A 16639-nucleotide genomic window follows, 5' to 3' on the forward strand; every position below is an offset into this window, starting at 1 on the left:
CCGGGCACCGACCGTACTCCCATCGGGGGTCGAGCGCGTGAGCGCGCTCAGTAGACGATCGGCGACATTTCCCCGGGCCAGGACTCGTGCACCGGTACAGGACAGGGCTCCCCGGCACTCCACCAAACGCACTGGTTTCAGCGGCGCATGCCATACACGGGCGCTACACAGACAGGATGCTCAGTGCGGCACGTCGATTTCGCCGCTGGCCGCGGCCCGCCACTTGACCGCCCACGGCGCGCGGCGATGCTCCTCGGGCAGAGCCTCGACGGCTGCGACGACTTCTGCCGATGCCTGTTCGGTCAGTCCGAGTGTGCGCAGCACTCGGGCGCGCTGGAGGCCGTAGAAACCTGGCGTGTACCAGTACCCTGCCTCCGGCGGCGTCTCGTCCTCCGCCGCGGCCTGCGCATGGTCGGCATCGGCCAGCGCCGCCTCAGCGGCACGGGGCTCCCCGGTGAGGGCCAGCACGCGTGCGCGTTGGAATCGTTCGTACACGCCGAGCAGGGGGTGCGCGCCGGGCACGGCTACGGCTGCCGCGCTCAGCGCGTCGGCGGCGGCGTAGTTCGCGCTCTCCGCCTCCACGTAGGCACGGAAGCTCAGTGCGTGGGTCAGCCGGTCCGGGTCGCCACACTCCTCGGCGAGCTTCAGTGCCGTGCTCAGGCTGCGCCGGGCCGCCGGGTCGGCACCCGCGGCGTGTTCCAGCCAACCACGGAATTGGCTGACTTCGGACGCGAGCCGGGCGGCAGGGGCCGCGATGGACCCGCGGCTCACCCCGGCGAACTGCTCCGACATCTCCGCCATGCCGCGCACCGCGGGCAGCACGGCCACCGAGCCCACACGATCCTCCAAACGGCGAGTCGCGGCCAGCATGTCAGCCACGTCGTCCAGCGCCGAGGCGTCCACATGCTGCGGGCTGGCCGTGGCCGACGCCAGCCTTCCCACATCGGCCCCCAGGGTGCCCTCGTACGCGGCCACGATCTCCGGCGTGACCGGTCGTTGGCCGTTCTCCACCTGGGAGAGGTACCCCGGAGAGTAGTGGGCGCACCGGGCCAGCGCGCGCAGCGAGACACCCGCCGCCTCCCGGGCGGTGCGCAGCGCCTTGCCGGATTGCATCGCGTCCCCTCCACGCTTCAGCAGCGAACACCTGCGAACAGCGTAGGGATTCCGGACCCGGAGGCGCACGCATAGCTTCGATTTCGGCTTCGTCGCCGGGCAAGACCGTGAGTCCAGGCAACGTCCGGATCCAGCTCCGACGGCGGGTGCTCACCAATCGAAACGACAGGGGGTGTCGGGCTGTGGGGTTCGGGACATCGAAGGCGGAGACCGCCGTACTCTCCGTGCTCGTGCCGGGCGGAATGCTGACCGCCGCACAGATCCAGCGAGACGCGCAGCTGACCGGCTGGGGCGCGCGCCGCGCGATCGGGCAGCTGGAGTCACGCGGGCTGATCATGGCCGCGCCGTACTCGGCACCGTGGTCGATCACCCCCCGTGGGCTGTCGACTACGCGGGGTGATCGGTGATCGGCGACGGCTGGACCACCGTTGGCATGGCCGTGGCTGTTGGCCTGCCGCTGACAGTGTTGATCGTCGCCCTGGTGTGGCCTTCGGATTAGAGGTCGCCGATGCGCCGCCCGCGGGCCGGCGGTCGCCGCTGGTACCCACCGAAGCATCGTGGCGGCCATCATCGAGGATTCCGACCTTCGCCCGGACATTCGCTGGTAGATCGGGGCGGTCTTCGCACGGACCGTCGAGGCGCAGAGCCCGGTCTCGGCCGATCAGTAGGCCAGCTCGGACCACGGTATGTCGATGGGGAACGGGAAGGCGATACTGACACCGTGCTCGTCGGCTGCGGTCCACTCCCCGACGACACGGTAACTCGCTGGACGAAGAGGGCGAACGCCGTCAGGAAGATGGCCGTGCCCGGTCTCGAGAGCGTAGGCACGAATGGTGGCGATGACGCTTTCCGTGCGGGCAAGGGTCACTTCCCAATACCAGGGAATGCCCGCGCCGGCATAGCGATCCCGTTTCGCCTCCATGTCGGCCCGAGTGTTGGACGGCGACAGGACTTCACCGATCAGCAGAGTGTCGGCTGCGCGGACGTCCTCGTACGAGGAGCCGAGGCATCGGAAGACCAAGAAGTCGGGGGTCAAGAAGTCGGATTTGCCTGTGCTGCCGAGGAATACGTTGGTTTCGATGTCCACCTGCCAGCAGGTTTCAGGCTCGTCGACCATGCTTTTACGAGCACAGCGCTCGATGGCATTCCGCGCGCGGACGGTGAAGCGCTGATGTTCGCTGGGACCGCGACGTACCCACACCACCCGCCCCTCCCAGAGTTCGATCTGTTCGGCGATCTCGTCGGGAAGCTGTTCGAGGTCCTCCCAGGTCATATGATCGGGGAGGTCCGGGCGCTCGATTTCCGGCACGGTCATGTCACCAATCGTAGATCGAGGCGAGTGCCTACCAACCCTTCTCCGCTGCTGCCACTTCACCGGAAGCGATAGCATCCACCAGCCTCTGGTGATCGACGACGGTCTGATCCGCGTACGCCAGCGCGAAACGGCCCATCGCACGGTCGAAGACATCGGAGCTGCCGAGGTAGGAAGCGATGGCGACCCGATCACCGGAGCGAGCGTGCGCGCGGGCCAGGGTGCGGCCGCAGAGTGCGCCGTAGGCGCGGAGGACGCCGGGGGTCATGGTGTCGACATCCGCCGACCCTTTCATGTCCCGCAACTGCCGCCAGTAGAAGAAGCGCCCTTCCGGCCCGCTGCACCACCCGAGGAAGATGTCCGCGGTGGACTGGATGACTCGCTGACCGTGCACCACCCGGCGCCCCTGATGCCGGTACTGACTCGGCTCCAGATGCGCCGCGAGTACGGACTGTTCGGCCTCCTTCACCTGGAGGAACAGCGGGTCCCCGGTATCCCGATCGGCGAGCAGGACGATGAAGCAGCGCGTCCCGACGCTGCCGACGCCGACGACCTTGCGCGCCGCGTCGACCACGCGATAGCGGTCGAGGAGCACCTGCCGATCCTCGGGAAGTGACTCGCGGTAGGCGTGGAAGACGGCGGTGACGGCGTCGGCGTCGATCTGCTCGATGGGGACGAGCAGGGGTGGGCGGTGGCGGATGCGGGGACCGTCCGGCCCGGGCTCGGTGAGTTTGCCGACGGCTTGCAGGGTGGTGCGGGCGCGGGCGGCGTCGAGGGTGTGTTCGACTCGGCGGCGGCGGGCGGGTTTGCGGATGAGGGCGAGGCCGGATTCGGCGTCGGTGCGCTGGTACCAGACCGAGAGGCCGTCCATGGCGGCGTACTCGCGCATGGCGGCGCGGTAGGCGCCCGCGGCGGATTCGGCGCAGCGCACGGCGCAGGTGTCGTCGAGGCCGTTGGCTCGGGCGGCTACCGCGAGGCCGGCGGCCAACCGCTTGACGTCCCATTCGAAGGGGCCGGGGAGGGTTTCGTCGAAGTCGTTGAGGTCGAAGACGAGGGCGCGCTCGGGGGAGGCGAAGAGGCCGAAGTTGACGGGGTGCGCGTCGCCGCAGAGTTGCACGGTCAGGCCGGTGTGCTCGCCGGCGGCCAGGTCGGCGGCCATGACGGCGGGGGCGCCGCGCAGGAACGGGAACATGCCGCTGACCATGCGGGCGTAGCGGATGGGGACCAGTTCGGGCACGCGGGTGGCGGCCTGCTGCTGGAGGATGGCGATGGGGTCGGGGCGGCCGGGGGTGGGCGACCACTCCCCCAGCGCGGAGCGCGGGACGCGGCGCCGGACCTCCTTCGCCGCGGCGCGGTCGGGCGGTGCCGAGCGATCGTTCGGGGTCTTGCCGCCGGAGCCGTTGCGTTCGGTGGAGACAGCCGAAGTCGTCATCGGGACAGTGTCCGCCTCGCGGATCGGCGCCGCAAGGGTTAAGCAAACAGTGGGCTACCACTGGTTGTGTCAGGCCGACCCTCGGTACCGGGGTATCAGGGTTGTCTCATACGAAGGGATGAAACTCTCCCCGAAGCGGGGAACACCCCTGGCTTTTGTCGGATATCCGGAGCAGGGTGAGAGGAGCAATCCTTCCCCGCAGGAGTGAAAGGAACAACCGTGTTCGCTACATCCAGCCCCCGCAAGGCGCTGATCCGCCTGGTCGTCGCAGGCGCGCTCGCCGCGGCGCCGGTGGTCGCGCTCGCCGCGCCCGCCACCGCCGACCCGGCCTCGGGCCCGGTCGTCACCGAGGTCCGCCACGACCGGTACGACCGGCACCAGCGCAACGATCTGTGGCGCGACCCGTTCGCGCGCAACCCCTTCCAGCAGCAGTGCAACTGGTGGAATCCGAACGCTCCCTGGTGGGAGCGGTGCGACTACAACCCCTGGAACAACAACAACCCGTGGAACAACAACCCCTTCCAGCAGCCGTTCAACCGCAACTTCGGGCCGGGCACGTTCGGCAGCAGCTGATCCGGCCGGGCCGGCGGCGGGGCTCCGGCACGGACGAAACGACAGGGCCCGGTCGCCGCAGCGACCGGGCCCTGTGCGTTGCGAGAAGTCAGGCGGTCTCGGTGATCGGCCGGTCGACCCAGCTCATCAGCCCGCGCAGCTTGGCGCCGGTGACCTCGATCGGGTGCTCGGCGTTCTGCTTGCGCAGCCCCTCGAGCTCCTTGTTGCCACCCTCGACATTGGCGACGAGGCGCTTGACGAACGAGCCGTCCTGGATGTCCTTGAGGATGTCCTGCATCCGCTTCTTGGTGTCGGCGTCGATCACCCGCGGGCCGGACACGTAGCCACCGAACTCGGCGGTGTCGGAGACCGAGTAGTTCATCCGCGCGATGCCGCCCTCGTACATGAGGTCGACGATCAGCTTCAGCTCGTGCAGCACCTCGAAGTAGGCCATCTCCGGCGCGTAACCGGCCTCGACCATGACCTCGAAACCGGTCTTGACCAGTTCTTCGGTGCCGCCGCAGAGCACGGCCTGCTCGCCGAAGAGGTCGGTCTCGGTCTCTTCCTTGAAGGTGGTCTTGATGACGCCGGCCCGCGCGCCACCGATGGCGGCGGCGTAGGAGAGCGCCAGCGCCTGGCCCTCGCCCTTCGGGTCCTGGTCGACCGCGATGAGCGCGGGAACGCCCTTGCCGTCGACGAACTGGCGGCGCACCAGGTGGCCGGGGCCCTTGGGGGCGACCATGGCGACGGTGACGAAGGCCGGGGCCTTGATCAGCCCGAAGTGGATGTTCAGGCCGTGGCCGAAGAACAGCGCGTCGCCGTCCTTGAGGTTCGGCTCGATGTCATTGGTGAAGATCGACGCCTGCGCGGTGTCGGGGGCGAGCACCATGATGACGTCGGCCCACTCCGACACCTCGGCGGGGGTGCCGACGGTGAGCCCGGCCTCCTCGGCCTTCGGCCGCGACTTCGAGCCCTCGGCGAGCCCGACCCGGACATCGACGCCGGAATCGCGCAGGCTCAGCGAGTGCGCGTGGCCCTGGCTGCCGTACCCGATGACCGCGACCTTCCGGCCCTGGATGATCGAGAGATCGGCGTCGTCGTCGTAGAACAGTTCGACTGCCACTGTGGTTTCGTCCCTTCTGAAACGGTGAGTCCCCGCGCGGCGGGGAACGATTGTTGAACTAGCGGGTCGCGGTGATGGACTTCGGACCGCGCCCGAGCGCGACCACACCGGACTGCACGATCTCGCGGATACCGTACGGCTCCAGCATCCGCAGCAGCGCGTCGAGCTTGGACCTGGTGCCGGTCGCCTCGACGGTCAGCGCGTCCGGCGAGACATCGATGACCTTGGCGCGGAACAGCGTGACCGCCTCGATCACCTGGGTCCGCACGCTGGCATCGGCGCGCACCTTCACCAGGATCAGTTCGCGGGCCACCGAGGCGTCGGGGTCCTGCTCCACGATCTTGATGACGTTCACCAGCTTGTTCAGCTGCTTGGTGACCTGCTCGAGCGGCAGGTCCTCGACGGTGACGACGATCGTCATCCGGGAGATCTCCGGCACCTCGGTGGCGCCGACGGCGAGCGACTCGATATTGAAGCCGCGCCGGGAGAACAGGCTCGCGACCCTGGCGAGCACGCCCGGCTTGTCCTCGACCAGAACGCTGAGGGTGTGCGTAGTGCTCACTGTTCCTGTCCGTTCTGGCCGTGGGTCAGCGCCTCGTGGATCACGGCGGGCTCGGCGGCCTGCTCGTCCTCGTCGAAGAGCGGGCGGATGTCGTGCGCGAACATGATCTCGTCGTTGCTGGTGCCCGCGGCGACCATCGGCCAGACCTGGGCATCCTTGCCGACGATGAAATCGATCACCACCGGCCGGTCGTTGATCGACTGCGCCTCGCGGATCGCGGCCTCCACGTCCTCTTCCCGCTCCACCCGGATGCCGTGGCAGCCGAGCGCCTCGGCCAGCTTGACGAAGTCCGGGATGCGCAGGGTGTGCGTGCCGAGGTCGGTGTTGGAGTAGCGCTCCTGGTAGAAGAGAGTCTGCCACTGCCTGACCATGCCGAGGTTGCCGTTGTTGATCAGCGCGACCTTGATCGGCACGCCCTCCACCGCGCAGGTGGCGAGCTCCTGGTTGGTCATCTGGAAGCAGCCGTCGCCGTCGACCGCCCAGACCTCCTTGTCCGGCGCGCCCATCTTGGCGCCCATGGCCGCCGGGACGGCGTAGCCCATGGTGCCGAGGCCACCGGAGTTCAGCCAGGTGCGCGGCTTCTCGTACTTGATGAACTGCGCGGCCCACATCTGGTGTTGGCCGACGCCGGCGCAGTAGATCGCGTCCGGCCCGGCGAGCCTGCCGAGTGCGTCGATGACGAACTCGGGGGCGAGCGAGCCGTCGCTCGGCGGGGTCCAGCCGAGCGGGTAGGAGTCGCGGAGTCCGCCCAGGTAGGTCCACCATTCGGCGAGGTCGAGCAGCGGGGTGCGCGCGGCGGCCGGGTCGCCCCTGAGCGTCTCGATCAGCTCGGCGATCACCTCGCGGCAGTCGCCGACGATCGGCACGTCGGCGTGCCGGTTCTTGCCGATCTCGGCCGGGTCGATGTCGGCGTGGATGACCTTGGCGTTCGGTGCGAAGGAGTCGAGCTGGCCGGTGACCCGGTCGTCGAAGCGGGCGCCGAGCACGATCAGCAGGTCCGACTTCTGCAGCGCGGCCACGGCGCCGACGGTGCCGTGCATACCCGGCATGCCCATGTTCAGGGTGTGCGAGTCCGGGAAGGCGCCGCGCGCCATCAGCGTGGTGACCACGGGGATGCCGGTCAGCTCGGCCAGCTCGAGCAGCTTGTCCGAGGCCTCGGCCTTGATCACGCCGCCGCCGACGTAGAGCGTCGGGCTCTTGGCCTCCAGGATCATCCTGGCGGCCTCGCGCACCTGCTTGCCGTGCGGCTTGGTGACCGGGCGGTACCCGGGCAGCCGCAGCTCCGGCGGCCAGCTGAAGGTGGTCTGCGCCTGCAGCACGTCCTTCGGGATGTCGACGAGCACCGCGCCCGGGCGGCCGGAGGCGGCCAGGTAGAACGCCTCGGCCATGATCCGCGGGATGTCGACGCCGTCGGTGATCAGGAAGTTGTGCTTGGTGATCGGCATGGTGATGCCGGAGATGTCGGCCTCCTGGAAGGCGTCCGTTCCGATCAGCCCGCGGCCGACCTGGCCGGTGATGGCGACGATCGGCACCGAGTCCATCTGGGCGTCGGCGATCGGGGTCACCAGGTTGGTGGCGCCGGGGCCGGAGGTCGCCATGCAGACGCCGACCTTGCCGGTGGCCTGCGCGTAGCCGGTGGCCGCGTGCCCTGCGCCCTGCTCGTGCCTGACCAGCACGTGCCGCACCCGGGTGGAGTCGAAGAGGGGGTCGTAGACGGGAAGGATCGCACCGCCGGGAATCCCGAATACCGTGTCGACCTCGAGCTCCTCGAGGGACCGCACGACGGACTGCGCGCCGGTGACCCGCTCGGGCGGGAGCTGGCGACGCGTGGTCGCGGTTGCAGTCGCGACGGGTGTCTGCGAAGTGGCCGAAGGCACAGGCTTGCGGGCCGAGGGCCCGGGCCTGGCGGTAGGTGCGCTCACCGTCTTTCCTCACTGCTTGTGGTCTTGAACCCCGAACACAAAAAAGCCCCCGATCAGCATGGCTGTTCGAGGGTGGCGCGTCGCAACGCGAGCTGTCGTAATCGACTAGGAAGTCGTGCTCAACGCTGGACGCGCCGGCCGAGTACGAGAAGCTCGATTGGATTCACGCGTTCGACGTTAAGCGCGCGTGAACCGTCGAGTCAAACAGCCGACCCTCGCCGTCCCATTATGTGGGAGCACAGTGGTTGCTCGAGTCCGCTCGGCCGAATGCGAGGATGGGGGGGTGTCATCACCGCATCAGTCCGTGCCACCACCTGCATCGTCCCACATCGCCGAGGCGGGATCCGCCACGGGTGGGCGCCTGCGGCGGATCGCGGCGGTCGCGGTGCCGCTGCTCTACCTGGTATTCCTCGCCGTGGCGTTCGCGCTGGACTGGCCGCAGTGGCTGCGCTGGGGCGTGATCCCTCTGGTCGGGGTGCTGAGCTGGCTGCTCTGGCCGCGCTCGCCGCACGGCGTCGAGCCGGGCGTGCGGGTGATCCGGGTGCCGCAGCTGGCCTACATCGGTGTGCTGATCCTTACCTTCAGCGTCTTCTTCCCCTTCGTCGGCTGGCCCTCCCTGCTGTGGCCGCTGCTACTGATCCCGGTCGTGATGCTGCTCTGGGTGGAGCGCACCCGGACCACGGTGACGCCGGAGGGGCTAGAGCTGCGTACGGTCTTCACCACCAAGTCGGTGGAGTGGTCGCGGGTGGCCGGGGTGCGGCTGCCCAAGCGCGGGTTCGTGCGGGCGCGGCTCACCGACGAGTCCGAGGTCAAGCTCCCCGCGGTGGGGTACGACCGGCTGCGCGAGCTGATCGCGGCCTCGGACGGGCGGATTCCGGATGTCTTCGCCCAGGCCGAGGAGGCGATCCGGGAGCAGTCGGCGGCCGAGCGGGCCGCCGCGGCAGCGAACGACGCGGCGGAGCCGTCCGCGAAGGGCGAGTGAACCGCGGCCGGTGACCCGGCGGTGCGTCGGGGGCGCACGACCGGTGACCGGCGGTGCGCGGGGGCGCGAGTACCGTTGAAGCGCCGCAGGTGCGGCCGTCGTGTTTCTCCCCGACCGGCCACCCGCGGTCGCTCCAGCCCGCGACCAGACGAGGACGCCCCATGCCACCGCTTCGTTCCCGCACCACCACCATCGGCCGCAATGCCGCGGGCGCCCGCGCGCTCTGGCGGGCGACCGGGATGACCGACTCCGACTTCGGGAAGCCGATCGTCGCGATCGCGAACTCGTACACCCAGTTCGTGCCGGGTCACGTGCATCTCAAGAACGTCGGCGAGATCGTGGCCGATGCGGTGCGGGCGGCCGGTGGCGTTCCGCGCGAGTTCCACACCATCGCCGTCGACGACGGCATCGCGATGGGCCACGGCGGGATGCTCTACTCGCTGCCCAGCCGCGAGATCATCGCGGACTCGGTGGAGTACATGGCGAACGCGCACACCGCGGACGCGCTGGTCTGCATCTCGAACTGCGACAAGATCACGCCGGGCATGCTGAACGCGGCCATGCGGCTGAACATCCCGGCGGTCTTCGTCTCCGGCGGGCCGATGGAGGCCGGGAAGGCGGTGGTGGTCGGCGGGGTCGCGCAGGCGCCGACCGACCTGATCACCGCCATCTCGGCGAGCGCCAACGCCGCCGTCTCCGACGAGGGGCTGGACGAGGTCGAGCGCAGCGCCTGCCCGACCTGCGGCTCCTGCTCCGGCATGTTCACCGCCAACTCGATGAACTGCCTCACCGAGGCGCTCGGGCTCGCGCTGCCCGGCAACGGCTCCACGCTCGCCACGCACGCCGCCCGCCGGGCGCTCTTCGAGCGGGCGGGCACGGTGGTCGTCGACATCGCGAACCGCTGGTACCGCGAGGACGACGCCTCGGTGCTGCCGCGCACCGTCGCCAACGCCGACGCCTTCCGCAACGCCATGGCGCTCGACGTCGCCATGGGCGGCTCCACCAACACCGTGCTGCACACCCTCGCCGCCGCGCAGGAGGGCGAGATCGACTTCGACCTCGGCACCATCGACGAGATCAGCCGCCGGGTGCCGTGCCTCTCCAAGGTCTCGCCGAACTCCGATTACCACATGGAGGACGTGCATCGGGCCGGTGGCATCCCGGCCATCCTCGGCGAGCTGCGCCGGGCCGGGCTGCTGGCGGAGAACGTCTCGACCGTGCACACCGCGAGCTTCGACGAGTGGCTCGACACCTGGGACATCCGCTCCGGGAAGACGTCGGCGGAGGCGTTGGAGCTCTTCCACGCGGCGCCGGGCGGGGTGCGCACCGTCGAGCCCTTCTCCACCGAAAACCGCTGGTCGTCGCTGGACACCGACGCCGAGGGCGGCTGCATCCGCGATCTGGAGCACGCCTACACCGTCGAGGGCGGGCTGGTGGTGCTGCGCGGCAATATCGCGCCGGACGGGGCGATCCTGAAGACCGCCGGTATCGACGAGGACCTGTTCTCCTTCCAGGGACCGGCCGTCGTGGTCGAGTCGCAGGAGGAGGCGGTGTCGCTGATCCTCGGCAAGCAGATTCAGGCGGGGGACGTGCTCGTTGTCCGCTACGAGGGGCCGTCCGGCGGGCCTGGCATGCAGGAGATGCTGCACCCCACCGCGTTCCTCAAGGGCGCCGGGCTCGGTAAGAAGTGCGCGCTGATCACCGACGGGCGGTTCTCCGGTGGCACCTCCGGGCTCTCCATCGGGCACATCTCGCCGGAGGCGGCCAGCGGGGGCGTGATCGGGCTGGTCCGGAACGGGGATCAGATCCGGATCGACGTCGCCACCCGGGCGCTGGAGGTGCTGGTCGAGGACGCGGTGCTGGCCGAGCGGCGGGCGAAGATGGAGGCGGCGGAGCGGCCGTGGCAGCCGGTGGACCGGGTGCGCCCGGTGACCACGGCGTTGCGCGCCTACGCGGCGCTGGCGACGTCGGCGGACAAGGGTGCGGTCCGGCGCGTGCCGTGAAACGGGAGTCGGCACCCCTCGGGTGAGGGGTGCCGGTCCGGCGCGGGGTGCCGACTCGGCGCGCGGTGCCGACTCGGCGCGTGGTGACTGCGGTGCGCGGGGTGCGCGCACGCGCGTGTTGACGTGGGGCTGCGGCAGGTCGCCCCGGAAGTCGCGGAGCCCGCCGCACCGTCGGGGCTGCTCCGGGCGGAGCGACCCGTCCGCACCGGCGGGGCTGCTCCTCGTGGAGCGACCCGTCCGTACCGGCGGGGCTGCTCCTCGTGGAACGACCCGTCCGTACCGGCGGGGCTGCTCCTCGTGGAACGACCCGTCCGTACCGGCGGGCTGGGGTCAGCCGGCGAGCGGATTGCCGCCGTGCAGGTACCACCAGGTCAGGGCTGCCGCGGCGACGGCGAGGACCAGGATCAGGAGCGAGCCCCAGCTGGGGCGGGTGGCCCAGCCGCGGCCGCGGTCGAGGGACCAGCGGCCGGGGCCGGTGAGCAGCACCGCGACGGCGGTGCCTGCGAGCACGCTCTCCAACTCGACCGCGCCGGGCCCGGCCTTGTACTGGAAGCCGGGGTACATGCCCTGCTTGAAGGCCCATGCGTCGAGGATCACCGCGAGTACCGCGCCGGCGGCGAGCGGCGTCGCGAGGCCGAGCACGAGCAGGATTCCGCCGCCGATCTCCCCGGCGATGAGCAGCGGGGCCGCCAGCGAGGCATGCTCCCAGCCACCCTGGGTCAGGAAGTCCTTCGTGCCGTCGAAGCCGGGCCCGTGGAACCAGCCGAACAACTTCTGCACACCGTGGTAGACGAAGGTCGCCCCGACCACGAGGCGCAGCACGAACAGCCCGAAGTCCAGGGTGCCGCGCCGGTCGTCGCGGTTGCGGCGCAGGCGGTCCGGGTCGGCCGGGGCGTTGGCGGCGGGCGGGATGCTGGCATAGGAGTAGGTCGCGTCGTCGGCGGGCGGCTGCGGCGCGGTGGTTGGCAGCACCTCGGTGCGTGCCTCGGCATTGGGTAGGTCGTCCGGGTCGAGCCCGAGCTCGTCGTCGGTCCGCGGGACCTCCTTGCCCAGGTTCGGGCGGGCGAATTCCTGTGTCACGTGCTGGTCCATGGGGCTGCCGACATTGCCGACGGCGCCGGTCTGCGGGATGGGACCTGCGGGCGACCGGCCGGCGTCACCGGAATCCGGTGCGCCCTTCGACTTCTCCGTCACAACCGTCCACCCTAGGCCGAATCGGGCGACGCGCGGAATGGTTCCCCGCGGTGTGTCCGGTTCGGGGGTGGAGCGGCGTGCCGCGAAGTTCTTCCGTAACGTCTGAACCATGAATGTGGTTGCCGTCGGCCGGGTGGCGCTCGGCCTGGTGCTCGCCTCGACCGTGCTCGCCGGCTGCGCCCGCTTCGACGACTCCGCGTCGAGCCCGTTCACCCCGGAGCCGACCTTCGGTGGCGCCGAGATCGGGCCGAGCGAGAAGCAGCCGCCGTCCTCGACGCCGCGGCCGACCGGGCCGTGCATCGACCCCGATCCGGCGGTTGTCGCGACCTGCCTGGACCCCACCGCGGGGCTGGTCGCCGTCGGTGACGGCGCGCTGGTGGCGGAGCGGCGCACCGGGCGCATCCTCAAGGTGGTTCCGGAGCAGCCCCCGGTCGAGATCGCCAGGATCGACGTGGACGGCTCCGGTGACGGCGGGCTCAACGACCTCGCGCTCTCGCCCACCTACCGGGAGGACGGGCTGATCTACGCCTACATCACCACCGGGTCGGACAACCGGGTGGTGCGGATCGCGGCGGGCGGGCCGCCCAAGGAGATCCTCACCGGCATCCCGAAGGGGGCCACCGGCAACCACGGCGCGCTGGAGTTCGTGACGCCGGAGAAGTTGCTCGTGCTCACCGGCGACGCCGGGAATCCCGGCGCCGCGCAGGCGCCGGGCTCGCTCTCGGGCAAGCTGCTGAGCATCACCAACCCGCGCTCCGGCGGCGGGGTGCGGCCGGAGACGCTGCTCTCCGGGATCGGCACCGCGGGCGATGTGTGCCGGGACGCGGTGGACGGGGTGTGGATCACCGACCGCACCGCCACCGAGGACCGGTTGCAGCGGCTCGGGCCGGACAATACCGCGATCACCGCCTGGACCTGGCCGGATCGTCCCGGCGTCGCCGGCTGCGCGACCACCGCGGACGGGGTGGCGGTCGCGCTCGGCAATGCCAGGGCGCTGGCGCTGGTGACGGCGGATCCGGCGTCGCGGGCGGTGACGACGGCGCCGACGCTCTTCGCGCAGGACAAGTACGGGCGGCTCAACGGGGCGACGCCGGGGCCCGATGGTGCCGTGTGGGTCGGGACCGTCAACAAGGACGGTGGGCAGCCGGGGCCCAATGACGACCGGGTCGTGCGGATTCCGCCGCCCGCCGGTGGTGGAGGTGGTCCGGACTAGCGTCCGGAAAGGGAGGTTTTCCCGGGGGCAGGCCCCCGGACCCCCGGTTCCGCCTGCCGGCGGGGGATGTCGGGCCGGGTGGCCCGACCCGCGGGTGCCCGTCCGGCAGGCCGAGCCGCCGGTGCCGGCCCGGGCAGGCCGAGCCGCCGGTGCCCTCTAGGGCAGGCCGACCCGCGGGTGCCCGCCAGGGCGGCCCGACCCGCCGGTGCCCGCCGGGGCGCCCGAGCCGCCGGTGCCCGCCCGGCAGGCCGAGCCGCCGGTGCCCGCCCGGGCAGGCCGACCCGCGGGTGCCGCCCGGGTAGCTCGGATCAGGCGCAGGCGGCGAGGACGAGTTCGCGGACTCGGGCGGCGTCGGCTTGGCCGCGCGTCGCCTTCATGACGTCGCCGACGATCTTGCCCGCCGCCTGCACCTTGCCGGAGCGGATCTTGTCGGCGATGTCGGGGTTGGCGGCGAGCGCCTTCGCCACCTCGGTCTGCAGCGCGCTCTCGTCGCTGACCATGCCGAGCCCCTTGGCCTCGACGATGGCGGCGGGCTCGCCCTCGCCGTCGAGGACCAGGTCGACGACCTGCTTGGCGACCTTGTTGTTCACCGTCTTGGCCTCGACCAGCCCGATCACGGCGGCTACCTGGGCCGGGGTGATGGGCAGCTCGTCGAGCGCGACCCCGCGCTCCTTGGCCTTCTCGGTGAGGTAGGCGACCCACCAGGAGCGCGCCTCGTTGGCGGGGGCACCCGCGTCGACGGTGGCGATGATGAGGTCGAGCGCGCCCGCGTTCACCAGGTCGCGCATGACCTCGTCGGAGAGCCCCCAGTCGGACTGGATGCGGGCCCGGCGCAGCCACGGGTACTCCGGAATGGTGCCGCGCAGCCGCTCGACCCACGCGGCGTCCGGCGCGATCGGCTCCAGGTCCGGCTCGGGGAAGTAGCGGTAGTCCTCGGCGGTCTCCTTGCGGCGGCCGGGCGAGGTGGAGCCATCGGCCTCGAGGAAGTGCCTGGTCTCCTGCACGATCTCGCCGCCGTCGGTGAGCACCGCGGCCTGCCTGCGCATCTCGTAGCGGACGGCGACCTCGACGCTGCGCAGCGAGTTCACGTTCTTGGTCTCGGTGCGGGTGCCGAAGACGTCGGCGCCGATCGGCATGAGCGAGACGTTGGCGTCGCAGCGCAGCGAGCCCTGGTCCATCCGGACATCGGAGACGTCCAGCGACTTCAAGAGGTCGCGCAGCGCGGTGACGTAGGCGCGCGCCACCTCGGGAGCGCGCTCCCCGGCCCCGGTGATCGGCTTGGTGACGATCTCGATGAGCGGCACCCCGGCCCGGTTGTAGTCGAGCAGCGAGTGGCTGGCGCCGTGGATGCGCCCGGTCGCGCCGCCGACATGCAGCGACTTGCCGGTGTCCTCCTCCATGTGCGCGCGCTCGATGTCGACCCGGAAGGTGCTGCCGTCGTCGAGCACCACGTCCAGGTAGCCGTGCTGCGCGATCGGCTCGTCGTACTGGCTGATCTGGTAGTTCTTCGGCTGGTCCGGGTAGAAGTAGTTCTTCCTGGCGAACCGGCCCCACGGCGTGATCGTGCAGTTCAGCGCGAGCCCGATCCGGATGGCGGACTCGACCGCCTGCTGGTTCACCACCGGAAGCGCGCCGGGCAGCCCGAGGCACACCGGGCACACCTGGGTGTTCGGCTCGGCGCCGAATTCGGTGGGGCAGCCGCAGAACATCTTGGTCGCGGTGGACAACTCGACGTGGACCTCCATGCCGAGCACCGGCTCGAAGCGGGAGAGGACGTCGGCGTAGTCCAGCAGATCGACCGTGGGTGCGCTCATGCGCCCAGTCTAAATAAGGCTCAGCGCGGCGGAATCCGGGTGGTCAGCCAGTCGGTCATGAACGCGAGCGCGGCCGGGTCGATGGTGGTCTCAATGGCCGCGTACTCCGACGGCGAGCCGGTGTTCGCGGGCTGCAGCAGGTGGTTCAGCCCGGGGAAGGTGCGCACGGTCGGGTCGGGGGCGCCGGCGAGCAGGTCGCGCATGGGCTGCTCGCTCTGCGCGGGCGGCACCTGCAGGTCCTTGCCGCCGAAGACGGCGAGCGTCGGCACCCGGACGGCGCGCAGCGCGGGCGCCGGGTCGTAGGCGAGGAAGGAGCGCATCACCGGCGCCTCCTGGGCGTCCAGCGCGGCCGGGGTGCTGCGCTGCTCCGGCGGCAGCGCCGCCTCCTGCCGCTCGGTGGCGGCCCGCGCCGCCGCGGTGTCACCGGCGACGAGCAGCGCCGACCACTCGGCGACGTACTCCTGCTGCGCCCGCGCCTCCTCGGGGGTGGCGCCTGCCGCGGCGAGCAGCAGCCCGTTCTGCTCGATCAGCACGTCCCGGCCGGGCACCGACGGCCCGGCCATGAGGACGAGGAAGTCGATCTGCTCGCCCTGCTTCGAGGCGGCCAGCGGCGCGAGGTAGCCGCCCTCGCTGTGCCCGAACAGCCCGATCCGGCCCGGATCGATCTCGGAGCGGCCGCGCAGGAAGGTGGTGCCCGCGGCGATGTCGCCCGCGAGCACGTCGTAGGTGGCCGTGTTCAGGTCGCCGCCGGTGCCGCCGACGCCGCGATCGTCGGTGCGCAGCACGGCGTACCCGGCGCGGGTCAGGGTGTCGGCGACGAGCAGGAAGACCTTGTGGCCCATCAGCTCCTCGTTGCGGTCCTGCGGGCCGCTGCCGGTGACGAGCTGCACGGCGGGGAACGGGCCGGTGCCCTCGGGCAGCGTGAGGGTGCCTGCGACGGTGATGTCGCCGCTCGAGTAGCCGACGTCCTCGGAGCGGTACGGGAACGGCGGCTTCGGCTCCTGCGGCCGGGCCGGCGGCGGCAGCGCGCCGCGCTCCAGGTTCAGCGGGAAGCTCTGCCCGGCCTGGGTGAAGTCGCCGGTGATCCGGTCGTCGGCATAGCGGCCATGGAACACCGGGTCGCCGGGGATGTTCTGGAGCTTGAAGCCGACGTTCTCGGGATCGGTGGTGACCTCGGTGAGCGGCCCGTCCTGGACACCCTGCACCGGGATGTCGATGGTGGCGCCGCCGTCGGCGAAGGTGACCCCGATCGGTAGCGGCTGCCCAGGCACCTCGATCGAGCCGTGCCACTCCCCCGCCACAGGATCGGGCGGCGCGCTGTCGGCGGAGCACCCGGCGACGAGGGCGAGGATCGCGAGCAGGACTATCGGGAGCAGCCGTCGATCGCGCATGGTTCCAGTCATACCCGTTCCGGGGC

The 16639-nt window shown here is 70.9% G+C and carries 14 protein-coding genes; 5 read left to right on the top strand and 9 right to left on the bottom strand.

Features of this window, described 5'->3' with window-relative positions:
* Positions 1–180: 180 nt before the first annotated feature.
* Positions 181–1113, bottom strand: coding sequence for a helix-turn-helix domain-containing protein (locus ACFUJ1_RS07040; protein WP_378643473.1), 933 nt, complete (start codon positions 1111–1113; stop codon positions 181–183).
* A 230-nt stretch (positions 1114–1343) separates the two neighbouring features.
* Between ACFUJ1_RS07040 and ACFUJ1_RS07045 the strand changes: the two genes are divergently transcribed.
* Positions 1344–1520, top strand: a complete 177-nt coding sequence (locus ACFUJ1_RS07045; protein WP_378643476.1) for a hypothetical protein — start codon at positions 1344–1346, stop codon at positions 1518–1520.
* Positions 1521–1774: 254 nt separating this feature from the next.
* Here ACFUJ1_RS07045 and ACFUJ1_RS07050 read toward each other — a convergent pair whose 3' ends face one another.
* Positions 1775–2428 (bottom strand): Uma2 family endonuclease, encoded by a 654-nt coding sequence (locus ACFUJ1_RS07050; protein WP_378643478.1) that lies wholly within the window; start codon positions 2426–2428, stop codon positions 1775–1777.
* Between the two features lie 28 nt (positions 2429–2456).
* Positions 2457–3857 carry a DUF2252 domain-containing protein gene (locus tag ACFUJ1_RS07055; protein WP_378643481.1) on the bottom strand — a complete coding sequence of 467 codons (1401 nt, stop codon included), beginning with the start codon at positions 3855–3857 and terminating at the stop codon, positions 2457–2459.
* A gap of 219 nt (positions 3858–4076) precedes the next feature.
* Here ACFUJ1_RS07055 and ACFUJ1_RS07060 point away from each other — a divergent pair, with 219 nt between their 5' ends.
* Positions 4077–4430, top strand: coding sequence for a hypothetical protein (locus tag ACFUJ1_RS07060; RefSeq protein ID WP_378643483.1), 354 nt, complete (start codon positions 4077–4079; stop codon positions 4428–4430).
* Between the two features lie 88 nt (positions 4431–4518).
* Here ACFUJ1_RS07060 and ilvC read toward each other — a convergent pair whose 3' ends face one another.
* The 3 genes from ilvC to ACFUJ1_RS07075 are packed head-to-tail and all read right to left on the bottom strand — an operon-like array spanning position 4519 to position 8016.
* The gene (gene ilvC / locus ACFUJ1_RS07065) at positions 4519–5532 is read right to left on the bottom strand and encodes a ketol-acid reductoisomerase (RefSeq protein ID WP_233019827.1); all 1014 of its coding nucleotides are present in this window, start codon (positions 5530–5532) and stop codon (positions 4519–4521) included.
* A 58-nt stretch (positions 5533–5590) separates the two neighbouring features.
* Positions 5591–6094, bottom strand: coding sequence for an acetolactate synthase small subunit (gene ilvN, locus ACFUJ1_RS07070; protein ID WP_233019828.1), 504 nt, complete (start codon positions 6092–6094; stop codon positions 5591–5593).
* Positions 6091–8016, bottom strand: a complete 1926-nt coding sequence (locus ACFUJ1_RS07075) for an acetolactate synthase large subunit (protein WP_378643486.1) — start codon at positions 8014–8016, stop codon at positions 6091–6093. The genes ilvN and ACFUJ1_RS07075 overlap by 4 nt, the downstream gene beginning before the upstream one ends.
* A 283-nt stretch (positions 8017–8299) precedes the next feature.
* Between ACFUJ1_RS07075 and ACFUJ1_RS07080 the strand changes: the two genes are divergently transcribed.
* Together ACFUJ1_RS07080 and ilvD are read left to right on the top strand one after the other, a co-directional pair.
* Positions 8300–8998 (top strand): PH domain-containing protein, encoded by a 699-nt coding sequence (locus ACFUJ1_RS07080; protein ID WP_378643488.1) that lies wholly within the window; start codon positions 8300–8302, stop codon positions 8996–8998.
* A 161-nt stretch (positions 8999–9159) separates the two neighbouring features.
* Entirely contained in the window at positions 9160–11001 is a 1842-nt protein-coding gene (ilvD, locus tag ACFUJ1_RS07085) for a dihydroxy-acid dehydratase (protein WP_378643491.1), read from the top strand.
* A gap of 330 nt (positions 11002–11331) precedes the next feature.
* Here the strand turns inward: ilvD and ACFUJ1_RS07090 are convergent, their stop codons facing one another.
* Positions 11332–12195, bottom strand: a complete 864-nt coding sequence (locus ACFUJ1_RS07090) for a DoxX family protein (protein WP_378643493.1) — start codon at positions 12193–12195, stop codon at positions 11332–11334.
* A 109-nt stretch (positions 12196–12304) separates the two neighbouring features.
* Between ACFUJ1_RS07090 and ACFUJ1_RS07095 the strand changes: the two genes are divergently transcribed.
* Positions 12305–13408 (top strand): PQQ-dependent sugar dehydrogenase, encoded by a 1104-nt coding sequence (locus tag ACFUJ1_RS07095; RefSeq protein ID WP_378643495.1) that lies wholly within the window; start codon positions 12305–12307, stop codon positions 13406–13408.
* A 308-nt stretch (positions 13409–13716) separates the two neighbouring features.
* Here the strand turns inward: ACFUJ1_RS07095 and gatB are convergent, their stop codons facing one another.
* Together gatB and ACFUJ1_RS07105 are read right to left on the bottom strand one after the other, a co-directional pair.
* A complete protein-coding gene (gene gatB / locus ACFUJ1_RS07100; RefSeq protein ID WP_378643498.1) occupies positions 13717–15222 on the bottom strand; it encodes an Asp-tRNA(Asn)/Glu-tRNA(Gln) amidotransferase subunit GatB in 1506 nt (501 codons plus the stop codon).
* A gap of 20 nt (positions 15223–15242) precedes the next feature.
* Positions 15243–16613, bottom strand: a complete 1371-nt coding sequence (locus tag ACFUJ1_RS07105; protein ID WP_378643500.1) for an alpha/beta hydrolase family protein — start codon at positions 16611–16613, stop codon at positions 15243–15245.
* Positions 16614–16639 lie beyond the last annotated feature (26 nt).

The sequence above is a fragment of the Nocardia sp. NPDC057227 genome (genome assembly GCF_042669725.1).
Taxonomy (GTDB): domain Bacteria; phylum Actinomycetota; class Actinomycetes; order Mycobacteriales; family Mycobacteriaceae; genus Nocardia; species Nocardia asteroides_A.